Here is a 21,455-nt window from a genome sequence, read left to right as displayed (position 1 = left end):
TCGCCGTTCAAGATCGTCGTTGGTGAGTCCTACTCCGCCCGCGCGGAACAAGACCGGATCTTTTCTTTCGTCTCATCATCGAGACGGTAGCCCATGCCGACCATCCAACTGATGTTCACGCCGTGCGGTTTCAGCTTCTTGCGAAGCAGACAGATATGCACACGCACGTTTTCCAGTTCCGGTCCGCCATCGTCGCGGTCCGCGTAAAGGAAAGCATGGATCTGTTCCCTGTTGGCGAAGTTCCGCTTCAACAGAAACCTCAGGATGCGTGTCTGGATGCGCGTCAGATCCCAATCGGGCGGAAAGGCGATCTGCTGGTCCGCGATGAGTCGCTCCAACTCGGCAATTCTGGCCTCTTTCTGCTCAAGTTGTGCGCGCAGGTGTACAATTTCGTAGTCAAGCGCAAGGCTCATCTCAAAGCCCTCCGCTGTTTTTCGAGACAACGCCTCGGGTCTGCGTTGTGAGGGTTGATGTTCCGACGAGGATCGTGCTTTCCGGACAGATCCTGCTTTGCCCACGGTTTTTCAATGTCTGCCGCATGAGTGGTTTCATGGAGTTTTGTTCTCTCTTTGCCGCGACAATCGGCAGATCCACCAAGGGTGTCTCACCGGCACAGTTGTCGCGTTCTTCGGTTCTGTTTTTTCTGAGAAGCGCTGTTTCATCCATTCTGGAATGACCAGAGGCACGTGCGTCAAACAGCGACAACACGCATGCCCCACGAGGTACATCATCAGCTTTGGAGATGTGCCTTACTGAACCGGTTTCAATGGGCTGGGCGTTGCGTTTTCGAGGCACCGCATGTGCGGATTCCAAAAAGGAACTGCCTGTTCTCAAACGCGTCGTTGACGGATCCTGGCCAATCCGGGGGACACACACAGTCCGGAAAAGCGGATTTCCCGGGTCTTTGAACCCAAGAACATGGTTTTTGAATACGCTGTCTGCCTCAGTACGTACAGTTGAGAGATCCACAGTCTGTTTGCCCGACATCCACCTGGTTCAACACAAGCCGGTCACCCGGCCTTGCATTCGAGAGAACCGACGAGGCCCACACCCCATCAGTTCCACTCCCCCACCGTCTGCAAAACCCGTGAGATGCAAATCCCTTCCCGGGAAACCATCGAAATTCACAGGTTTTCGTATCATTTTGAAACACGATGGAAATAATTAGGGTTTTTCAATGAGATGCACTTCAGGCAGGAACCGCAATGAGCCCCACAATGCCATCGGCGCTGCATTCATGAGGCATCTGTGAGACCGGTACAGGCGGCAGCACGGCCGGCTGCGGGCGGCACGGATCGTCGAAGCCGGACGCACAGCGTTAAGCATTCGGCAAGTTTACAAGCAGATTTAAATCTTAAGGTTAAATTTAACGAAATGTTTACTTACGTAACGAAATGCGATTTCTAGATGTTGTTGCGAGCAGAAATTTTCATTGCCCTGTCAGCCGCCCGGGAAAAGGCTGACGGGGCTTATTTATTCAAGGGCCGGCTATCGATAGTCCGAGTTCTCCTAAATGCGGCCATGATGCGCGTGCCAGTGCCAGGCGATGTCGATGCGCCTTGTGATCCAGACATCTGCATGGCTGGCGATGTAGTCCAGAAAACTCGCAAGAGCGGCGACGCGTCCTGGCCGGCCTACAAGCCGGCAATGGAGACCGACGTTGAGCATCTTCGGAGCGCCGCGGCGGCCTTCATCATAGAGCGTGTCGAACGCATCCTTCAGGTAAGCAAAGAACTGGTCACCCGAATTGAAGCCTTGCAGCGATGCGAACCTCATATCATTGGTGTCGAGCGCATAGGGTATGACCAGATGGTCTGCGTCGGGTCCGTCCACCCAATACGGCAGATCGTCCGCGTAGCTGTCCGAGTCATACAGGAAGCCCCCCTCCTCCAGCACCAGCTTCTGGGTCTGCATGGAACATCGGCCCGTGTACCAGCCTAGCGGGCGCGCACCGGTTACCTCTTCATGAATGCGGATCGCCTCCCGGATCTGCCGCCGCTCCTCGGCTTCTTCCATGTCGCCGTGTTCGATCCATTTCAGGCCATGTGAGGCGATCTCCCAGTCGGCCTCCTTCATCGCCGCGACAGCTTCGGGGTTTCGCATCAGCGCCGTTGCCACACCAAAAACCGTCACCGGCAGGGAACGCTCGGTGAACAGGCGCCACAACCGCCAGAACCCGGCCCGAGATCCATATTCGTAAATCGATTCCATGTTCCAGTGGCGTTTGCCCGGCCAGGGCTGCGCCCCGACGATTTCCGAAAGGAAGGCTTCCGACGCGGGATCACCGTGGAGAATATTGTTCTCGCCACCCTCTTCATAGTTCACGACGAACTGGACCGCGAGTTTCGCGCCACCGGGCCACTTCGGGTCCGGTGGCGTCCGGCCATACCCGACCATGTCGCGTGGATAGGTGTCGTTCATCGCGTGCTCCATCGTTGCAGATCCGGTTCGATACGGATGGTGACGGGTTGCTCAAACTGCGGGACGCGGGACGCCGAAACAGCAAGTCCGCAGTGTTTAATGCGCGGTGTTGCAGCCCCGGCGCAACTGAAAATTCCCTCTCAAATCAGATGTTTTCAAAAGACCGCAACATTCGCCCGAGTGCAAGCCTTCTGCCGTTTGAGCAGCGAAAAACGCAGAACGATAAAATTTTAATCACGCGATTATCCGTGCTTTAGCGCGTTGCAACTAAAAGGATGACACGGACAGAGCTGGGGGACGGCCATGATCGCAAGGATTGATGAGATGAAACTGTCATCCGCGGGCCTGCTGCTGTTGCTGGCGGCCGCTGCCATGACCGCCTTTTCAGACGTTGGCTCCGAAACGTCCCCGCAAGCAAGCGCGGTGGTGCTGCTTGGCAACACCGCAAACTAGGCAGCGCCGGCTGAGGCCCTGCATCCCCGTTTCGATTACCTTTTCCGGGAACCGCCGGCACGCGCAGGCGCGTAGACGCGCGCCTGTTTCATGCTCTGCGTCCAATTGTGGAAAAACGTACCTCCGGAAGAGCCACCGTTTCCGTGTTTTTTGCCGAGGAGCATGATCGCCGAGCCGATGACGACGGACCCGAGGGTGATGATGAGAGCAAATGCCAGCATCAGGACCGGCAGAACCGGATCTTCCGCCTTGGACACCAGAACACGCAGATTTCCGATATTGGCCCAGAAAATACCGCCCATGACCAGCATGGCGACGCAAACCCCGGCCGCGCCGTTGATGGCCACGAGCCGGATGAGCGGTTCATCTTTCAGTTTGCGCGGCGCCGCCGCCCGTTTCCCGTCTGACATTGGTCGCTCCGATGTGCCTGCCCTGCACTCATCTCTCCAAACTAAAGTGCGGGCGACAAACAGCAAGGTGACAAATTGAACAGGTCAAAAGCGCTTCGCCGGCCCCCGCTGCATCATTGACCATTTTGGTCGCAGCCCCAAATTTTTGTGCAGCGCACCCTTGATTCATTTCAGCATGATATATATTAGTCCGATATATCGAACCAACATATACCTCTCTTTACGCTACAGCCGGAGATATAAACCGGTGCCCAGTCTGGCGTTTTGAGATGCCGTCAATCCGGAGGGACGCCTTCGGGAACGGAGAGACCGATGAGTGTACGCAGCCTGTGCCTGGCGATCCTGTCTTTTGGCGACGCCACCGGATACGAGATCCGCAAGGAATCGACCGACGGTCGGTTCAGCTATTTTGACGATGCCAGTTTCGGATCGATTTACCCCGCTCTCGCGCGGCTTGAATCGGAAGGCCTCGTCACTGTGAGGGAAGAACCCCAGGCAGGGAAACCCGCCAGGAAGGTCTATTCGATCACAGAGGCCGGCCACGCGGAACTTATCGAATATCTCTGCGAGCCACAGGCGCCAGACACGTTCAAATCCCCGTTTTTGCTGATTGCACTGAATGCCGCGCAATTGCCGCCCGATGTCATCCGGCGCGCCCTTGAAAGACGTAAGGCTCAGGTGCTCGAAGAACTGCGCCTCCTGACCGAGTCGGATGAAGAATGCAGCCATCCCGGCTCCAACTGGACCAGAAGTTACGGCATCGCCTGCATGAACTGCACGCTGGCCTACCTTGAAGAACACGGAAATGCACTCGTCAAGATTGCGGAAGACGCGGCCAGGCCCGTTTCCGACGCCGCCGAGTAAGTTTGAGTTTCGGAGTGAAGACCTATGAAAGTTAAGTTGTCCTATATCATGGCGGTGGGCCTTGCCGCAGGCATAGGCTACTGGATGTCGAGCGGCACCGTGGTCATCGGCGGTGTCGGCGATGGCGAGAATGCCGTCCCGCCACCAGCCGAACGCGTTGCCGAAAACGCAGGCGACATGTTCCGTGTGCAGGTTGTCAAGCTGACCGCGCAAGACCGTCAGGCCATTCTTGAGGTCCGTGGACGCACCGAGGCAGAAGCCAAGGTTGCCGTCATGTCGCAGACGAAGGACGACGTTGTCCGGCGTCCGGCGCGCGAAGGTGCCCATGTTGCCGCTGGCGACGTTTTGTGTGAACTGGACCGCGGCTCGCGCGAAGCCGGTGTCCTGGAAGCCAAGGCGCTTCTCGGCCAGGCCGAACTGGACCACTCTGCCGCCACGAAACTCGCCGACAAGGGCTTCACGGCACAGACCCGTGCCGCTGCAACGCAGGCCGGCCTTGATGCGGCACGCGCACGCGTCAAGGAAGCTGAACTTGAGCTGGAGCGCACCATCATCCGTTCGCCGATCAGCGGCGTCATCGAAAGCCCCATGGCAGAAATCGGTGCGCAGCTTGATAATGGCGGCATCTGCGCAACTGTTGTGAATTCCGATCCGATGATTGCCATCGGGCAGGTATCCGAACTCAATATTGGTCAGATTTCAATCGGCATGCCGGCCGAAGTCAGGCTGGTCACCGGCGAAACCATGGCGGGCAAGGTCCGTTATGTCTCCCCGTCTTCGGAACCCGACACACGCACGTTCCGCGTTGAGGTCGAACTGCCGAACCCGGACGGGATCGCGCGCGACGGCGTGACCGCCGTGACGCGGCTGGCCTTGCCGGTTGAAAAGGCACACAAGATCTCTCCCGCCATCCTGACGTTGAGCGATGAAGGCATCGTTGGCGTGCGCGCCGTCGATGACGACGACAAGACCGCGTTTTACCCGGTCAAGGTCCTCGGTGGTGAGGATGACGGCCTGTGGGTGGGTGGCCTTCCCGAAGAGGTAACCGTGATCGTGGTCGGTCAGGAATATGTTGGCGACGGCGAAACCGTCCAGCCGGTCTTTGAAACTGCGGGGCTCAGCCAATGATAAACATGCTTGAAGGCGTCCTGAGACGCCCCAAGACGGTCTTCGTGCTGATGCTGGCGCTCCTGGTCGCCGGGGTGTTCAGCTATATCAGCATTCCGAAGGAAGACAGTCCCGACATCGACGTTCCGGTCTTCTACGTCTCCATCGTCCAGCAGGGAATTTCACCCGAAGATGCCGAAAGGCTTCTGGTCCGGCCGATGGAAACGGAACTGCGTGGCCTCGACGGCTTGAAGGAAATCACGGCAATCGCTTCGGAAAGCCATGCCGGGATCGTTCTGGAATTCGACATCTCCTTCGACAAGGACGAGGCGCTCGCCGATGTCCGCGACAAGGTGGATGCAGCCAAGGGCGAATTGCCCGCCGATGCCGAAGAACCGACCATTTCGGAAACAAACTTCGCGCTGGTCCCGACAATCACGATTGCGCTCTCCGGCAGCGTACCGGAACGCACGCTGTACCAGCATGCGCGCCGCCTGAAAGACCAGGTCGAGGCGATCGACACCGTGCGCTCGGCCGACCTCACGGGTCACCGGGAAGAACAGCTCGAAGTGCTGATCGATTCGGAAAAACTGGAATCCTACGCGATCACCCAGCAGGAACTGCTGACCTCGCTGTCGAACAACAACCAGCTTGTTCCCGCCGGTTACATCGATGGCGGTCAGGGGCGGTTCAACGTCAAGGTTCCGGGCCTGGTGGAGAACGCGCTCGATGTCTATTCGCTGCCGATCAAGCAGGCCGGTGAAGGCGTCGTCACTCTGAGCGACGTCGCCGAGATCCGCCGCACCTTCAAGGATGCAGATTCCTATACGCGCGTGAACGGAAGCCCGGCCATCGCGCTGAACGTCACCAAGCGAATCGGCACCAATATCATCGAAAACAACCTCGCCATCCGTGCGGTTGTCGATGAAGCGACGAAAGACTGGCCTGAGACGATCCAGGTCGACTACATGATCGACATGTCGTCGAATATCTTCGAGGTGCTCGGCTCGCTGCAGTCCTCGATCCTGACGGCGATCTTTCTCGTGATGATCCTGGTTCTCGCGGCCCTTGGCCTGCGCTCTGCCCTGCTTGTCGGTCTCGCGATCCCGACCTCGTTCATGGTCGGCTTCCTGATCCTGTCCGGGCTCGGTTACACCGTCAACATCATGGTTATGTTCGGCCTCGTGCTGACGGTCGGGATGCTCGTCGACGGCGCGATCGTGATGGTCGAATATGCCGACCGCAAGGTAAGCGAAGGCATGGAAGACCGTGAAGCCTACATCCGCGCGGCGCGCCTGATGTTCTGGCCGATCGTATCTTCGACCGCAACCACGCTTGTTGCCTTCCTGCCGATGCTCCTGTGGCCGGGTGTTGCCGGCGAGTTCATGAGCTACCTGCCGATCATGGTGATCATCGTCCTGATGGCAGCGCTCCTGACCGCGATGGTGTTCCTGCCCGTGACGGGCGGCATCTTCGCGATGGTGACGCACTGGATCGAGCGCAAGGCCGCGTTTGTTCTTGCGGTCGTGTTCAGCGCAATTGCCGTCGTCATTACGCTAGGCTCCTTTGGCGCTGTACCCGGAGCACCCGGCTTTGCCGAGGCACTGGCTGCGTCACCAATGGCGGCACCTGTTGCCGGTCTGCTCGGCCTTCTCACCCTGATTGCCGCGTATCTTGTTCTGCGCCCGTTCGTTCGCTGGCGCCGTGAGCGCACTGCGATGCGTGTGGAGAAGGAGAGCCAGAAACCGGCGAAGCAATACCGCTCGGTAACCTTTGTCTCGCTTGCGTTCGAAATACTCGCGGTCGGTTTCGCGGCCTATTTCGCCTATTTCCTGGCGATTACGCGACCGCCGTTTGTCACCGACACGATCAGTTCCGTGTTCGGCTCGATTGCAAGCCTCGGACATCCGTTCACGGTGTTTACGCACCCGATCGCACTTGACACTGGTTTCTTCCTGGTCGTCTTCGGGCTTGCGATCCTGGCCATCTGGGCAGCCTACAAGGCGATTTCACCGCTGGTTCATCTGGTGGAGTGGATGTTCGACGGCCTGCGCAAATGGCTTGGTTTCGGCACAAGAAACGGAACCGGGGAAAGCGACAAGCCTGAGGAACTGAGGTTTGACACGAGCACGGTCAAGGGTTTCACCGGCCTTTACGTCCGTCATCTGAAGCTGCTGGCGGGCAACCCGCTCGGCAACGTCCTGACGCTGGTTGCGGTTCTGGGAACCTGTGCCCTGATCTTCACCTCCTTCGCGTCGAACCCGACCGGTGTCGAGTTCTTCGTTGACGAGGAGCCCGACCAGGCGGTCGTCATGGTGTCGGCGCGCGGCAACATGTCGGCGGCGGAATCGCTTGAGATCGTCAAGCAGGTCGAAGCGGAAGTCCTTCAGACGGCCGGCATTCAGAACGTCATCACCTCCGCCTACCCACCTGGTGGCGGTAGCGGACCCGATTTCATCGGCGGTGTACAGGACAAACCAGGCGATCTGATCGGCGAGATGACACTGGAGCTTGCAAAATACTGCTGTCGCCGGAATGCCTCGGAGATCTTTGCCGAGATCCGGGACAGGTCTGCGGATATCCCTGGTATCCGGGTTGAGACGCGCAAGATTGAGGGCGGTCCTCCGACAGGCAAGGACATCCAGCTTGAAGTCACGTCCACCGACTACGACACCATGGTGGAACAGGTTGCCCGTATCCGGACACACCTGGACACGATGGATCACCTGATCGACCAGGAGGACGATCGTCCCCTGCCCGGTATCGAGTGGCAGATCGACATCGACCGCGAACAGGCCGGACGCTACCAGGCAGGTATCGGCTCGGTCGGCAACATGGTCCAGTTGGTCACCAATGGTGTTCTGATCGGCAACTACCGTCCGACGGATTCCGAGGACGAGGTCGACATCCGGGTTCGGCTCCCAGCCGACGAGCGGACACTCGACCGGTTCGACCAGTTGCGTCTGCAGACGCCGCTCGGTCTCGTTCCGATCGCGAACTTCATCGACCGGTCTCCGGAGCCGAAAGTGTCTTCGATCACCCGCCGCGACGGCCTCTACTCGATGATGCTGAAGGCAACCGTCGACAAGACGGCGGTCGATGCGGACGGCAAGCCGTTGACGGTCGACGCGAAGGTGCAGGAACTCAGCACGTGGCTGGACACCCAGACCTTCCCGGACAATGTCTACCTGCAGTTCCGAGGCGCGGACGAGGACCAGAAGGAGTCGGGTGAATTCCTGATGCGGGCCATGATGGCATCGCTGTTCCTGATGTTCCTGATCCTGCTGACCCAGTTCAACTCGTTCTACCAGACCTTCCTGACCCTCTCCACGGTGGTTATGTCGGTCATGGGCGTGTTGCTGGGCATGATGCTGACGGGCCAGAAGTTCTCGATCATCATGACCGGAACCGGTGTCGTGGCGCTTGCGGGGATCGTGGTGAACAACGCCATCGTTCTGATCGATACCTACAACCGCTTCCGGCATGACGGCTTCGATCCGCTCGATGCGATCCTGAAAACGTCCGGTCAGCGTATCCGTCCGATCCTGCTGACGACGGTAACGACGATCGTCGGTCTGGTGCCGATGGCAACCGCCGTCAATCTGGACTTCTTCTCCCAGACGATCGCGGTCGGCGGCATCACGGCAATCTGGTGGATCCAGCTGTCGACAGCGGTGATCTCGGGTCTTGCCTTCTCGACCATCCTGACGCTTGTCATGATCCCGGTCATGATCGCGCTGCCCAACACCTGGGTGCGCAGCTACAATGCGAGCTGGAACTGGATGGCAGGTCTTGTGACGACGCGCCGTGAAAGAGCAGCAGCAAGGACGGCGGAAGCCGAAGTTGAGCCGGAAACGGATGCTGACCAGGATGTCGAGTGGACCGACCCCGATCTGGAGAAGGAACGCCCGGCCGCCAAGGTGGTTTCCATGCCCAAACCGGCCCCTCCCAAGGTACCGCCGCAGGACGAGCAACCGCTCGCGGCGGAGTGATCCGGGAAACGGCAACAACATGATGAAAAGGCCGCGCACCGCGCGGCCTTTTTTTGTTGCTGGAGCCAAGCGGTCAACACCGCGGTTTTTCGAGGTCGACCATGGCCAGGCATTGGCATTGGAGCCGCACGCTCCTAGCGCCTTGCCCATCCTTCGAGACAGCGCTGCCGCGCTTCCTCAGGATGAGGCCGTTCAATTTTGCAGCTTCTCAGCTGCGTTTGGGTGTGAAACGCCTCATCCTGAGGAGGACCGGAAGGTCCGTCTCGAAGGATCGACCGCGGCTCTTCTCGAATGCTTGCGCAAGAACACGGTTTTCGTTGATCTCTCCTTCCGTCATCCCGGACGCAGCGCAGCGGAGATCCGGGATCCATTCGTTTCCAGAGCTTCGGTCGTTTGACCGAAAACCGGGCCGCCGCACCCGATCCGGACCACGCATTTTGCCGAAAAGTGGATTGGACCCCCGATCAAGCCGGGGATGGCGCTTCAGGGTGAGAGCAGCGAATGCGGGCGCATCTCTCTAGATGCCTCAACACCCTTGACGCTACCGAGAGATGGAAGTGACCCGTTCTCATGCTCCCTGCGCGTCTTTACCTGTGATAAGAAAGCCAGATGGATCATCGATCGTTTCTTGCCGGGCTGACGGCAGCGCAAAGAGCCGAACTGACCGCAACGTCGGACAGGAAGGGCCTTGCGGCGCTCGCGGTTCATTTCGGGTCGATTGCCTTTCTGGGGACCGCAATCGCGCTGGAAGTCCCCGGCTGGCCGGTGCTGATGGTGCCGCAAGGCATCCTGATCATGTTCCTGTTCACAACGCTTCACGAGACAATCCACAGGACGGCCTTCCGGTCGCCGTGGATCAACGATCTCGTCGCACGGATTTGCGGTTTCCTCATCCTGGTGCCGGCGGACTGGTTCCGGTATTTCCACTTTGCCCATCACCGGCACACGCAGGACCCGCAGAACGATCCGGAACTCGCCGGAGAAAAACCCAAATCCCTTTGGCAATACATCGTGCATATCAGCGGCCTGCCGACATGGTGGAGCGAACTGAAGACACTGTTCAAGAACGCATCGGGCCGATGCGACGATGCGTTTGTACCTGCGGGCGGCAGGCGCAAAGTCCGGCTTGAAGCAGTCGTGTCGCTTATGCTTTATGCCGTCCTTGCCGGTGTTTCGCTTGTGACAGCTTCAAGCCTTCTCCTTTTCGCATGGGCTCTCCCCTGCCTGCTCGGGCAGCCGTTTCTGAGGCTTTATCTTCTCGCCGAACACGGCCGCTGTCCCTTTGTTGCCAACATGCTGGAAAACAGCCGTACCACCTATACAAACCGCGTCGTGCGCAGACTGGCCTGGAACATGCCTTACCACGCGGAGCATCACAGCTATCCCACGGTTCCGTTCCACAAGCTCCCCGATCTGCACCGGCTCACCAGGGAACATCTCGGCGTAACGTCGGATGGATACGGCGCCTTCCACAGAGACTATGTCGGCAGCTTCAAAAACCTGCCGGATGCCGGGTAACCGGCGCGCGCGTTGCAGAGTGTGGATCACGGCCTTCAGATTTGACAATGGCCACTTGCCATCGGCAAGCGGCAATCATATAGTTGCACTATACAACTATATTCAGGGATCACATGACCGACATTTCCACTTCGCTTGTCCAGGACATCCGCTCCGCCTCCCGTCAGCTTGTCAGGGAGTTCGGGTTTCTCGACAGAACCATCGCAGGCACGGATCTTTCAGGTTCGGGCGTTCACGCGATCATGGAAATCGGTCTGCATCCCGGTGTAACGGCAAAGGACCTGGCCACCCGGCTGAAGCTGGAAAAATCGACAATCAGCAGACTGCTGAAATCGCTGGAAATCCGCGGTGATATCATCCAGACGCGCTCCGAGCAGGATGGCCGCGTCTTCGGATTGAGCCTGACCAACACGGGCTGGAAAACCTTCGCCGAGATCGACACGTTCGGCGACCGGCAGGCGCGCGCTGCCTTGTCGAACATCAGAAACGGGTCCGCGCGGTCGATCGCCGACGCCCTGACCGCCTACGCGGATGCCCTGGCAGGCTCTGAGGGTACGGAAGACAAACCCTTGCACCGCTTCGAGGTCGTGGAAGGCTATCAGACCGGAATGATTGGCGACATTGCCGCTCTGCATGCCAGAACCCATGGCGCAATCATCGGCAACGGACCGACCTTCGAAAGCGTCGTCTCGCAGGCGATGGCGGAATTCATGCAGCGTGTCGGCAACCCGCTGAACAACAGCTGGAGCATCCTGGACAAGGGCGAGGTCATCGGATCGATCAGCATCGACGGCGAAGATCTGGACGGAAATGTTGCCCATCTGCGCTGGTTTATCCTGTCGGAAAAGCTGCGCGGCCTCGGCCTCGGCAAAACCCTGTTGCTCAAAGCGCTCGAGCATTGCGACGGACACGGCTTCGATGAAATCCACCTTTGGACGCTGAAGGGCCTTGATGCAGCCCGAACGCTCTACGAGCGGAACGGTTTCACCCTTGCCGATGAATATGTCGGCGACCAATGGGGCAAGTCGGTGACGGAGCAGATGTTCATTCGCAAAAGACGCTGAGGCGCACGCAGCTCAATCCGACCAGAGTGCCGGATTGTTCCAGGCACCGGGAACGACCAGCCGTCCGGACACGGGGGCAGTGTCGTCATCGGACCGGACCGACTGCCAGGCGTCTTTCCACTCACCCGGGATCGGACAGGGTGGTTCCACAAGATGGTCGGGCCTGAAGCCGAACCGTCCATAATAGTTCGGGTCGCCAAGAACCATCACCTGCGCCATGGTTGCTTTCAGGTGATCGAGACCGGCATGCACCAGCGCGGAACCGATGCCGCCTTTCTGGCGTCCCGGCGTCACGCAAAGCGGCCCGAGGAGAGCGACGGTAACGGACCCCGGTTCAACCGAGCAATGCGTAAAGACGACATGTCCGACAGGCTTGCCGCCGGAAGCTGCCACGAGAGATAGAACCGGCGCCGCGCCGCCAAGCAAGTCGGTGACAAGCGGGTACAGGTCTTCGTCGGGAAAGGCGTCGAGATAAAGCTGCCGCAAACTCTCCAGATCCCGGGCCGTTGCGTGTTTGATTGCAATGTCCGGCGTCACGTTCTGCTCCCGGGTTTGCGTCGGCGGTTGCTTGCTGCCTGACTCTCGAAAAAACTTGCCGGCTTCTCCGCCACCCGTCATTGACCCCGGTCAAGCGATGCGGTCAGAAGAAACGCGCTCATGAGATTTCGCCGGAATACGCGCTTTGCTGTCTTATGGAAGACTGCACGAGGGCGAGATGGGATTTGTGAATTTCGGCAGCGAGCCTTATGTCCCGCAACGCAATCGCACGGCGGATCATCGAGATTTCATCGCTCAGCGCCGTCACCTGTTCTTCGAAATCCAGTTCGTCCAGAAGCAGAAACCAGAACCTTGCCGACTCGAAGAAGAGCTTCTCGTTGATCTCGCGCAGCACGTCGTTTTTTACCAGTCCGTGCATGATCGTATTCAGCCGGATGTTGATCCGCGCGAATTCGCGCTTGTCGCGGCTTGCGCAGACCGCATCACAGGCAGCGATAAGATCGGCAAGCTCATTCTCCAGATCATCGGAGATCGGAAGCCGTTCGGAGTCTGCCAGTGCGTCCGTCAGGCGCATGCGCACAAGGTAAACGTCCTGCATTCGCTTCAGATCGATGCTCGTGACAGATGTCCCCTGCCCGTGTCTGCTCTCGATGAGACCGTCCCTTTCGAGCCGCTGCAGCACCGCCCGCATGGGCGTCCTGCTGATGCCGAATTCCGCTGCCAGATCCCGTTCGTTCAGGCGTGCTTCGGGCGCGTAATCCAGGAGACAGATCCGCATGCGCAGGGTTTCAAAAATCTCGTCTTTGGTCATCGGGTTTTCCGAGCGCCGTGATGGTTTATGTTTTCAGGAAGTTCACAGCACAGGCGCGTGTTTGTTACAAGCATCGCTTGCCAATTTTGGCTTTGTCAGGTGCCGATCCTCATGACCGCAGTGAGGTCTTTCAAGAGTGCAATCACGCTTTGAGGGGTGATCCGGCCAGTCGCCGGATTTTCCACGCTCGGCCGATTCTGGATCTGCATGGTGAAATCGGAACTGTCGGAGGCAACCCTGACCGTGTGCATGTTGCGGTTCAAGGCCGGATCCGCCCAAATCTCCATGCGCGACCGGTTCGGGCCGATCCCGGCAAGGCTGAGTGCAGCTGCCACATTCACGTTGGCCGGAAACTCGCGGGCAACTTCCGTCACAGATCCTGCGAGGATGCACACCGCCTCGGTAATGCCTGCCAGATCAAGACCGTTTTTATGAAGATACGGCGCATTCACAAGACCGGCGACGGGCTTGCGTGTCTCGATCGTGATTGACGTGATCTTGCCCTGGCTGACGGCCTTGATGGCGTCGAGGCCAAGCATCGCACCGGAGGGAACGAGAATACGTCCGCCTGCCCCGGCAGCCAGATCGATCAGGTCGTCGCGCCCAAGCAACTGGCTTGCCGACAAGGCAACCAGAACTTTGCCGTTTTCAAGGACTGGCCGGGCCAGGCACCCGAATTTTTCAGGAGGCAATGCCTCAACGATGACATCGCATTCTTCCGCGAGCCCCGCAAACGTCAGGAAACGAACCGGGACCGGAATCGCGCGGGCGATCTCATTGGCGCGCTCCGCATTACGGGCCGAAATGGCCACCAATTTGCATCCCGGGATACCGCCTTCGCTCATGGCTCTTGCAACAGCCAGACCAATCGCACCCGTTCCGGCAATGCCGATCTTCAACATGTTTGCCCCCAAGTGGCTGCGATCAGTCTGCCGATTTCACGGCGCTCAGAAATTGCTGCGTGCGCTCCCTTTTCGGATTGCCGAAGAGTTCATCCGGCGTTCCCTGCTCTTCAATCCTTCCACCAAAAAAGAAGCAGATGCGGTCCGATATGTCGCGCGCGAACCCCATCTGGTGAGTCACCATGAGCATGGTCAGGCTGTGTTCGGAGACGAGCTTTCGAATGACATTTGTGACTTCACCGATCACTTCCGGGTCAAGGGCTGACGTGACCTCATCGAAGAGCATGACCTTGGGGCGCATGGCGAGTGCACGCGCGATGGCCACCCGCTGCTGTTGCCCGCCGGACAGGCGCGAAGGATGCTGATCGCGTTTCTCGCTCATGCCGACCAACTCCAGCAGTTCTTCTGAGCGCTCGCGCGCTTCCCGTTTCGTCAAACCGAGGACCTGGACCGGACCCTCCATGCAGTTTTGCAGCGCCGTCATATGCGGAAAGAGGTTGAAGTGCTGGAAGCACATGCCGATTGGCTCGCGCGCCGTACGAAGGTATCGCCGGTCTGCGGGAACCAGAGCTCCGTTCTTGTTCATGTGTGTGAGCGGCCTGCCATCTACATAGATAACGCCGCTGTTGATCTGCTCCAGCATCAACATGCGCAGGACCGTTGTCTTGCCGGAGCCGGATGGACCGATGATGGAGACCATCTCTCCTTCGGCAATGTCGAGATTCAGATTTTCAAGAACGGTCAGGGCACCGTACTTCTTGGTAACGTTCATGAACCGGACCATGGGAACATCTGTTCCATCCAGTTTCAGCGGATAGGCAGTCAGTGTGTCCATCAATCAATTCCAATCCTGCGGCGCACCCAGCTTTCGAACAGCTTGATCAGACCGGCGGAGGGCAGCGAAATCGCCAGGAAAATGATTCCGACCAGCGTGAACGGCTCCAGGAAACGGTAATTCTCGGAACCAATTGCATTGGCGGCATGCATGAGTTCGGCAACCCCGATGACGGAAAGCATCGGTGTGTCCTTGAATATTCCGACGAGATAGTTGCCCATGCCGGCGACCGAGGGTGGAAGTGCTTGCGGGATGATGACGCGGACATAGGTCTGGCGCATGGACATGCTTAAGGATGTGCACGCTTCCCATTGCCCCTTCGGAACGGCTTCAAACCCACCCCGATAGACCTCCGACAGGTATGCGGAATAGTGCAGGCCGATCGCGATCATTCCCGCAGTCCAGGGATCCAGCCGAACGCCGAATTGCGGTCCGACGTAAAACACGAAGAAGATCTGCAGCACGAGGGGCGTGGACCTTATGAACTCGACGAATTCGCGCACGATCCAGGACAGGGAACGAAGCGGCGTTCGCTGCGCCAGCGCAAGAACCAGGCCGAGCACGATGGCAATCAGGTAACCGGCACCTGCCGCGATCAGCGTGTTGCCCGTCGCCACGATGAGACGAGGCAGAATTTCCCAGGCAAAATCCCATCGCCAGTCAAACATCGTTTCAGGCCTTTCCGATCCGGCGCGCCATTGACAACTCAAGGCGTCGCATCGCGGGCGTCAAAAGGAACCGTGCAAAAACGTAGTAGATCACCAGAGCGGTCCCGAACGCCTGAATGGAGAGAAAGGTCGTGCTGTTGACCTGCTTCGCCTCGAACATGAGATCGGTAACTGAAATCAGAGAAACCAGCGCTGTTGCCTTGAGCAGTTCGATCAGCAGGTTGCCCCATCCCGGCAGCATGATCACCAAGGCCTGCGGAAGAATGATGCGCCACATGCGCCGCGCCGGTGACATCGAAAGCGCGTAGGCTGCTTCCCACTGCCCTTTCGGCACGGACCGGACCGCTCCCCGTACAAGTTCTGCGCCATAGGCACCGAGATTCATGCCAACGGCCAGGAAACCCGCCGTGAATTTCTCCAGCGTCAGACCGAAGAGAGGCAAAACGAAGAAGATCCAGTAGAGTTGTACGAGAAGCGAGGTACCCCGGAACAGTTCGATGTAGAGGGTGGCGACACCGCGCACGACCCAGTGCCGCGCCAGTTTCAGAAGCCCGAAGCCCAATGCAATGGCGATAGCCAGCGCCGCGGACAGCAGGAATTGTGCAACCGTGATGAGTGACCCGTCCAAAAAACGGCTGCCGAATTCGGCAAGGAACTCCAAGTAAGCCATGCCACCTCCGACAATCGGCTCGAGAAGGCGGGGCAACCACCCCGCCCTTGCAGGTTAGCGGTTTGCGCAAATCCATTCGGTCTTCACGCCTGGGTCCGGCAATTGGGATTTTCCATATTTGAAGGGAGCTACGGCCTGAAGCATTGCATCACTTCCAAGATAGTCGGCCTGCGCCGCGTTGAAGGCCTTCAGGAAGTCACTGTCGTCCGAACGGAAACCGATACCCACCCAATTCTTCGTCCAGTCCGGCAACTCGTTCGGGTCGGTCACCTCGAGTTTGCCGTCAGACTGTTCGGCAAGACCAAGCAGCGTGAAATAGGTGGCGGCACCTGCATCCGCGCGGCCCGCGCGCATGGCTGCGAGGATTTCGGTCGGCCCTGGCACCTGCATGATCCGGCTGTCTTCAACCCCCTCTTTCTTGGCCGCCTCAACCGTGTTGTAGCCGGCACCCGTCACCATGAGCGATCCGCTGTCCTTGATGTCGGCATAGCTGTTTATGTTCTTGGGATTGCCTGCCTCGACCAGAAATGCGTCGCCAAAGATGCCCATCGGCTCGGAAAACGAGATGTTCTCGCAGCGGCTGCCGATAATGTACATGCCACCGGTAATGATATCGAAGCGGCCTGCCTTCAAACCCGGGATCAACCCGCCCCACTCCGTGACAACCGGTTCGATGTTTTCGTAGCCCATCGCCTTCAGAACACCGAGAGCATGCACATTGGCAAATCCAAGAGGCGCGTTGCCGTCTCCCGGATAGGCCCAGGGAATTTCGTTCGCAAATCCGATGCGAATAGGTTCGCCCGCATCGATGCGGTCCTGTATTGGGCCGGCAGAGGCGACAGACACTGCCCCCATCAGCATGATGGCAGCGGTAATCGACTTTCCAAATTTTGTCATAGGTCTGTTCCCTTGTGTGAAGGCGTTAGATCCCCCAACACTATAAAGGTATACCAATTCTCCTTACACTTGCAACAGACAGCTCCATCAATCTGATTAATTGATAGTTTTCTGGAAATTTTTGCGTATTTCATGTCGATTTTTCTTGTGGCCTTGCCATGATTTATCTAAAGGTACACCAAATCAAGACGCGCGCGCTCCTTGCGTCCACGCTTTCGCCACCGACTTGGAAAGGGGGACACGCACATGTCACATGCTCTCGAAACCGTGCTTGACGCCAGCCGGACTGTTCGGTTGCTTCCGTTTCAAAAGCGCGAACAGTCCATCCAACGAAAGACCTGCGGCAACGGCCGGAAAAGGAACGTCTGAATGCTGGAACATGCAAAGCAGAAGACCGCGGAACTGCAGCAACGCATGCGCGATGAAGAGATTGAACTCGCGGTGTTCACCGACGAAAGCTCGATTGCCTATCTCGCCGGGTTCTGGGGTTATCTGGGCATCGAATTCGGCCGCCCCACCCTGCTGGTCGTCCGCGCGGACAGCGCGCCGACAGTCATCACGCCCCTGATGGAAAGCGAGATGGTGGCCGCGATGACCTGGGTCACGGAAATCAGGGTCTGGGAAGATGCCGGACAGCGCAGTTGGGGACGCGTGCTTTCCGAGGTGATCGGAAGCATCCCGAACGAAATATGGATCGAGCGGACTTCCGTTCCCGCACTTGTCCGCAACTTCCTCGATGACAGCTTCGCCGATGTGCCGCTCAGGGACATTTCCCGGGTCCTGGCAGACATGCGCATGATCAAGACGGATTTCGAGATCGGTGTCATGAAGGAAGCCGGAGAGATCGCGGGCGCAATGATGCTGGCGGCGCACGAGTCCCTGAGCGAAGGCGCACAGGAGTATGAATCCGCCCTCGCCGTGATCGAGGCCGGGTCGAAAAAGGCTGCGGGCTTTTTGACCGGCAAGGGCTGGGACCGTTTCGTGTCACCGATGATCCACAACCTGCAGATCCTGCAGAGCGGCGCAGACACCTCCATGGTCCACAGGCGCGCCGGCGTCAGGGCGTACGAAAAATTTGACCCGGTCTATTTCTGCTTCTGCAACATGGCCCAGTTCAAGCAATACAAGCTCGGCTTCGACCGGATGTTTCATATTGGCGATGTCACCGACCAGGCGCGTGACGTGCAGGAGGCCGCCATTGCGGCGCAACAGGCAGCAATTGCAGCCATACGCCCGGGAGTTCTGGCCGAAGAGGTCGCCATGGCCGCCAACGATGTCTATCGCGCGCGCGGGTACCAGACAGGCTACCGGACCGGCAGGTCGATCGGTGTCGCCTATCTCGAGGCGCCCGAACTGAAAGAAGGCGACAAGACGGTCCTCAGGCCCGGAATGACCTTCGCCGTCGACGGCGGGATCTCAATCGACGGTGTCACTGCCGGCCGCATAGGCGATTCCGTTGTCGTTACAGACACGGGCTGCGAATACATCACGGAATATCCGCGCACGATCCTCCTGAGCAAACACTGAAGCCGAGGCGCAGCCCATCCTTTCAATCGAATGACACGGACCTGAGAAGACATGGACAACACCAGACCGTTTCCGGCAAGCGAGCTCCAGCAACGCCTGCAACGCACTTGCGCCGCACTTGCCGAAAACAGTCTCGATGGTCTCCTCATATCGGTGCCGGAAAGCATCTACTGGCTGACCGGACTGGACCACTGGGGGTTCTTCGCCGCGCACGTCCTTGTGCTCAACCGTAACGGCGAAATGGCGCTTTGCTGCCGGGCCATGGAAAAGATCACCGTCGACAACCAGGTCGAAAACGCGGCCTTTTACGGACATCGGGACGACGAAGAACTCTCAGATGCCGTCCTCAAAGCGGTCGCGGATCTCGGGCTGAAGGGCGGTCGTGTCGGTATTGAAAAACGAAGCCTGTTTCTGACGCCGCGCCATGCGGAACTGATCCAGCAAGGCGATGCGCATTGGGTGGACGCATCGGGCATTGCCGATGATCTGCGGCAGGTTAAGTCCGCACTGGAGGTCGAGTACACAAGAAAAGCGGCCCGCGCCGCGGACCTCGGGACCCTCGCAGCCATTGAGGCGGTGCGCGACGGGGCCAGCGACTACGAGATTGCCGCGGCATATCATGACCGGATGATCCGCGAAGGCAGCGAATATCCCGGCTTCGGCCCCTTTATCAGACCCACGACACGGCTCGGCGAAGAGCATACCACCTGGCGCGGTGAGGTCTTTCAGAACGGAGACGCCGTCTTCCTGGAAACATGCGCCGCCTTCCGCAAGTACCAGGCACCGATGGGACGGCTGGCCTATGTCGGCAGCGCGCCGGAAGGTGCGGAGCAATCCGCCGAACTGGCAATCGCCGGAATGAAGGCGATCTGCGCCGCTTTGACGCCGGGCGGCAAGGCCGGAGATGCCTATGATGCTTGGCGAGAGGTTGCCGTATCGGCCGGTCTTCATGACTATGAGCGTCATCATTGCGGATACATGGTCGGCATCGGGTTTCCACCAAGCTGGACAGGAGGGTCCATGGTGACGTCGCTCTTTCCCAACTCCGAACGCACGCTGGAGACCGGCATGGTGTTTCACGCACATAGCTGGTTTACCAACACGGACGTTGTCGACTACTTCGTTTCCAACACTGTTCTTCTGACCGAGAACGGCGCCGAAATTCTCACCAACACAACACCAGAAACCCTCATTATCCGTTGAGACGCGCGGCCGCGGCAAATGCGGACATGCGGCTCTCAACCGGCTTGTCAGGAGACCCAGGATGAAACCGTTGCAGAAACAGACCTTGCAAGGCATCTGCGATCAGATGGCCAGCCATAAGTGGTCCGATGCGGAACTGAATGAACTGATCGACCCGAAGATGGGAGTCATTACCGGCTTTCAGGACCTGCTTGAAGAACTGGAGCTTCTTCGCAAGACGGATCTCGGCACAACGGCTCCGGCGCTCGGTGTACAGAAACGATAGATGACAACGCACCCCGCCTTCGAAGATATCCGCTCCCTCAGAACGCTGCTGACATCCGGCAAGATATCAGTGCCGGAACTCGTTGCCGTTTTTGCGGAACGCATCGAACGGCACAATGCCGTTTCCCGCGCCTTCATCACCGTGACTGCGGCCGAGGCAGCGGAAAAAGCTGCAACACTGTCAAGAAGCGACCTGTCGCGGACACCGCTCGCCGGCGTTCCCTATGCCAGCAAGGATCTCATCGACATTGCCGGTGTGAAAACGACCGCGGGATCGCGGGTCTTCCAAGACAGGATCGCCCGGGAGGACGCCTTCGTGATCACCCGCCTGCGCGGCGCCGGTGCGTTGAGCATGGGGAAAACCAACCTTCATGAATTCGCCTACGGTGCGACCGGCGAAAACGAGGTCTACGGAACGTGCGTCAATGCTTACGACACCACGCGATTGGCCGGTGGTTCCTCGAGCGGGTCGGCGGCAGCGGTCGCCTTTGGCCTGGTTCCGGCGGCGCTTGGCACGGATACCGGCGGCTCCGTGCGTGCACCCGCTGCGCTGAACGGCCTTGTCGGGCTGAAACCGACGATCGGCCGGGTCCCGACCAGCGGGATCGTGCCCTATTGCTGGACACTCGACCATGTCGGCATCATCACGCGCACGATCGCCGACAGCGCCGACTTGCTTGAGGCGATCTCCGGACACGACCCGAAAGATCCCGCGTCCGTCAACTTGCCGTTCGAGACCTGTTCAGATGCGTTCGGGCGCGGCATTTCCGGTATCAAGGTCGGCATACCTGCCGATTTTTTCTTCGACCGGTGCGACCCGCAGATACTGGATGCACTGGAGGGCGTGAAAGCCCATCTGGTCCACCGGGGAGCGGAGCTCGTGCCTGTGGCACTTCCCGACATGGAACAGACGCGGACAGTGTCACTTACGGTTCAGATGCCGGAGGCGCTCAGCGCGCATTCCGCCTACCTGGAAACGCGCGGCGATCTTTACAGCGCGGACTTTCGGGCAGGGCTGGCCGTTGGCCAGTGCATCCTCGCGGAGCACTATGTGAAAGCCAAGAGATTCATTGAAACCTATCGGCAACAGACCAGCGCTCTTTTTGATCAGGTCGATGTCATACTGACACCCGCGACGCCTGAAATTGCGCAGAAGGTGGGAACCGTCAACATCCGGCGCGACGGCATCGACGAGGCAATCGGCAACGCGATCACCCGTTACACGAGCTTTTTCAACATGACCGGGCACCCCGCGCTGACCATGCCCTGCGGCATGCATTCGGAAGGGCTTCCCATCGGTCTGCAACTCGTCGGACGCTACTTTGATGAGAAAACCTTGTTCCGCGTTGCG

General features: G+C 58.8%; 21 protein-coding genes. 10 read left to right on the top strand and 11 right to left on the bottom strand.

All coding sequences use genetic code 11. The features are described from left to right. Positions 1–29: 29 nt before the first annotated feature. From RBB49_RS13960 to puuE, 3 genes are all read right to left on the bottom strand, one after another. On the bottom strand, positions 30–413 hold the full coding sequence (locus RBB49_RS13960; RefSeq protein ID WP_306143451.1) for a helix-turn-helix domain-containing protein: 384 nt from the start codon (positions 411–413) through the stop codon (positions 30–32). A 1-nt stretch (position 414) separates the two neighbouring features. Then, positions 415–987 carry a hypothetical protein gene (locus RBB49_RS13955; protein WP_306143450.1) on the bottom strand — a complete coding sequence of 191 codons (573 nt, stop codon included), beginning with the start codon at positions 985–987 and terminating at the stop codon, positions 415–417. A gap of 522 nt (positions 988–1,509) precedes the next feature. Next, entirely contained in the window at positions 1,510–2,421 is a 912-nt protein-coding gene (gene puuE / locus RBB49_RS13950) for an allantoinase PuuE (RefSeq protein WP_306143449.1), read from the bottom strand. A 324-nt stretch (positions 2,422–2,745) separates the two neighbouring features. On the opposite strand from puuE, the gene RBB49_RS13945 reads away from it, so the two are divergent. Next, a complete protein-coding gene (locus tag RBB49_RS13945; protein ID WP_306143448.1) occupies positions 2,746–2,874 on the top strand; it encodes a hypothetical protein in 129 nt (42 codons plus the stop codon). Between the two features lie 35 nt (positions 2,875–2,909). Here RBB49_RS13945 and RBB49_RS13940 read toward each other — a convergent pair whose 3' ends face one another. After that, complete coding sequence (locus RBB49_RS13940) at positions 2,910–3,284, bottom strand: hypothetical protein (RefSeq protein ID WP_306143447.1); 375 nt, start codon at positions 3,282–3,284, stop codon at positions 2,910–2,912. A 312-nt stretch (positions 3,285–3,596) separates the two neighbouring features. On the opposite strand from RBB49_RS13940, the gene RBB49_RS13935 reads away from it, so the two are divergent. The 5 genes from RBB49_RS13935 to RBB49_RS13915 all read left to right on the top strand — a co-directional run bounded on the left by RBB49_RS13935 (position 3,597) and on the right by RBB49_RS13915 (position 11,829). Then, positions 3,597–4,148: a PadR family transcriptional regulator gene (locus RBB49_RS13935; RefSeq protein WP_306143446.1), complete on the top strand. Its 552-nt coding sequence runs from the start codon at positions 3,597–3,599 to the stop codon at positions 4,146–4,148. 24 nt (positions 4,149–4,172) lie between these two features. Continuing rightward, entirely contained in the window at positions 4,173–5,276 is a 1,104-nt protein-coding gene (locus tag RBB49_RS13930) for an efflux RND transporter periplasmic adaptor subunit (protein WP_306143445.1), read from the top strand. Then, positions 5,273–9,247 carry an efflux RND transporter permease subunit gene (locus tag RBB49_RS13925; protein WP_306143444.1) on the top strand — a complete coding sequence of 1,325 codons (3,975 nt, stop codon included), beginning with the start codon at positions 5,273–5,275 and terminating at the stop codon, positions 9,245–9,247. The genes RBB49_RS13930 and RBB49_RS13925 overlap by 4 nt, the downstream gene beginning before the upstream one ends. A 609-nt stretch (positions 9,248–9,856) precedes the next feature. Then, positions 9,857–10,765: a fatty acid desaturase family protein gene (locus RBB49_RS13920; protein ID WP_306143443.1), complete on the top strand. Its 909-nt coding sequence runs from the start codon at positions 9,857–9,859 to the stop codon at positions 10,763–10,765. Between the two features lie 113 nt (positions 10,766–10,878). Beyond that, on the top strand, positions 10,879–11,829 hold the full coding sequence (locus RBB49_RS13915) for a bifunctional helix-turn-helix transcriptional regulator/GNAT family N-acetyltransferase (RefSeq protein ID WP_306143442.1): 951 nt from the start codon (positions 10,879–10,881) through the stop codon (positions 11,827–11,829). A gap of 12 nt (positions 11,830–11,841) precedes the next feature. Here RBB49_RS13915 and RBB49_RS13910 read toward each other — a convergent pair whose 3' ends face one another. From RBB49_RS13910 to RBB49_RS13880, 7 genes are all read right to left on the bottom strand, one after another. Beyond that, positions 11,842–12,366 (bottom strand): GNAT family N-acetyltransferase, encoded by a 525-nt coding sequence (locus RBB49_RS13910; RefSeq protein WP_306143441.1) that lies wholly within the window; start codon positions 12,364–12,366, stop codon positions 11,842–11,844. 118 nt (positions 12,367–12,484) lie between these two features. Then, a complete protein-coding gene (locus RBB49_RS13905) occupies positions 12,485–13,138 on the bottom strand; it encodes a GntR family transcriptional regulator (protein WP_306143439.1) in 654 nt (217 codons plus the stop codon). Between the two features lie 95 nt (positions 13,139–13,233). Then, the gene (locus RBB49_RS13900; RefSeq protein ID WP_306143437.1) at positions 13,234–14,040 is read right to left on the bottom strand and encodes an aspartate dehydrogenase; all 807 of its coding nucleotides are present in this window, start codon (positions 14,038–14,040) and stop codon (positions 13,234–13,236) included. A gap of 22 nt (positions 14,041–14,062) precedes the next feature. Then, entirely contained in the window at positions 14,063–14,875 is an 813-nt protein-coding gene (gene ehuA, locus RBB49_RS13895; RefSeq protein ID WP_306143436.1) for an ectoine/hydroxyectoine ABC transporter ATP-binding protein EhuA, read from the bottom strand. Then, complete coding sequence (gene ehuD, locus RBB49_RS13890; protein ID WP_306143435.1) at positions 14,875–15,543, bottom strand: ectoine/hydroxyectoine ABC transporter permease subunit EhuD; 669 nt, start codon at positions 15,541–15,543, stop codon at positions 14,875–14,877. Before ehuD ends, ehuA begins: the two co-directional genes overlap by 1 nt. Positions 15,544–15,547: 4 nt before the next feature. Then, positions 15,548–16,213: an ectoine/hydroxyectoine ABC transporter permease subunit EhuC gene (gene ehuC, locus RBB49_RS13885; RefSeq protein ID WP_306143434.1), complete on the bottom strand. Its 666-nt coding sequence runs from the start codon at positions 16,211–16,213 to the stop codon at positions 15,548–15,550. A gap of 54 nt (positions 16,214–16,267) precedes the next feature. Continuing rightward, positions 16,268–17,110, bottom strand: a complete 843-nt coding sequence (locus tag RBB49_RS13880; protein WP_306143432.1) for a transporter substrate-binding domain-containing protein — start codon at positions 17,108–17,110, stop codon at positions 16,268–16,270. Positions 17,111–17,479: 369 nt separating this feature from the next. Between RBB49_RS13880 and RBB49_RS13875 the strand changes: the two genes are divergently transcribed. The 4 genes from RBB49_RS13875 to RBB49_RS13860 form a co-directional block, all read left to right on the top strand. After that, positions 17,480–18,637 carry a Xaa-Pro peptidase family protein gene (locus RBB49_RS13875; RefSeq protein WP_306143431.1) on the top strand — a complete coding sequence of 386 codons (1,158 nt, stop codon included), beginning with the start codon at positions 17,480–17,482 and terminating at the stop codon, positions 18,635–18,637. Between the two features lie 51 nt (positions 18,638–18,688). Then, the gene (locus RBB49_RS13870) at positions 18,689–19,840 is read left to right on the top strand and encodes a Xaa-Pro peptidase family protein (protein ID WP_306143429.1); all 1,152 of its coding nucleotides are present in this window, start codon (positions 18,689–18,691) and stop codon (positions 19,838–19,840) included. 61 nt (positions 19,841–19,901) lie between these two features. After that, positions 19,902–20,105 carry a hypothetical protein gene (locus tag RBB49_RS13865; protein ID WP_306143428.1) on the top strand — a complete coding sequence of 68 codons (204 nt, stop codon included), beginning with the start codon at positions 19,902–19,904 and terminating at the stop codon, positions 20,103–20,105. After that, a partial coding sequence (locus tag RBB49_RS13860) for an amidase (RefSeq protein WP_306143427.1) occupies positions 20,106–21,455 on the top strand: 1,350 nt, incomplete at its 3' end.

It is taken from the genome of Roseibium sp. MMSF_3412, assembly GCF_030733265.1.
Classification (GTDB): Bacteria; Pseudomonadota; Alphaproteobacteria; order Rhizobiales; family Stappiaceae; genus Roseibium.
Note: the sequence above shows the minus strand (reverse complement) of the source record. Positions and strands in the feature narration are given on the sequence as shown.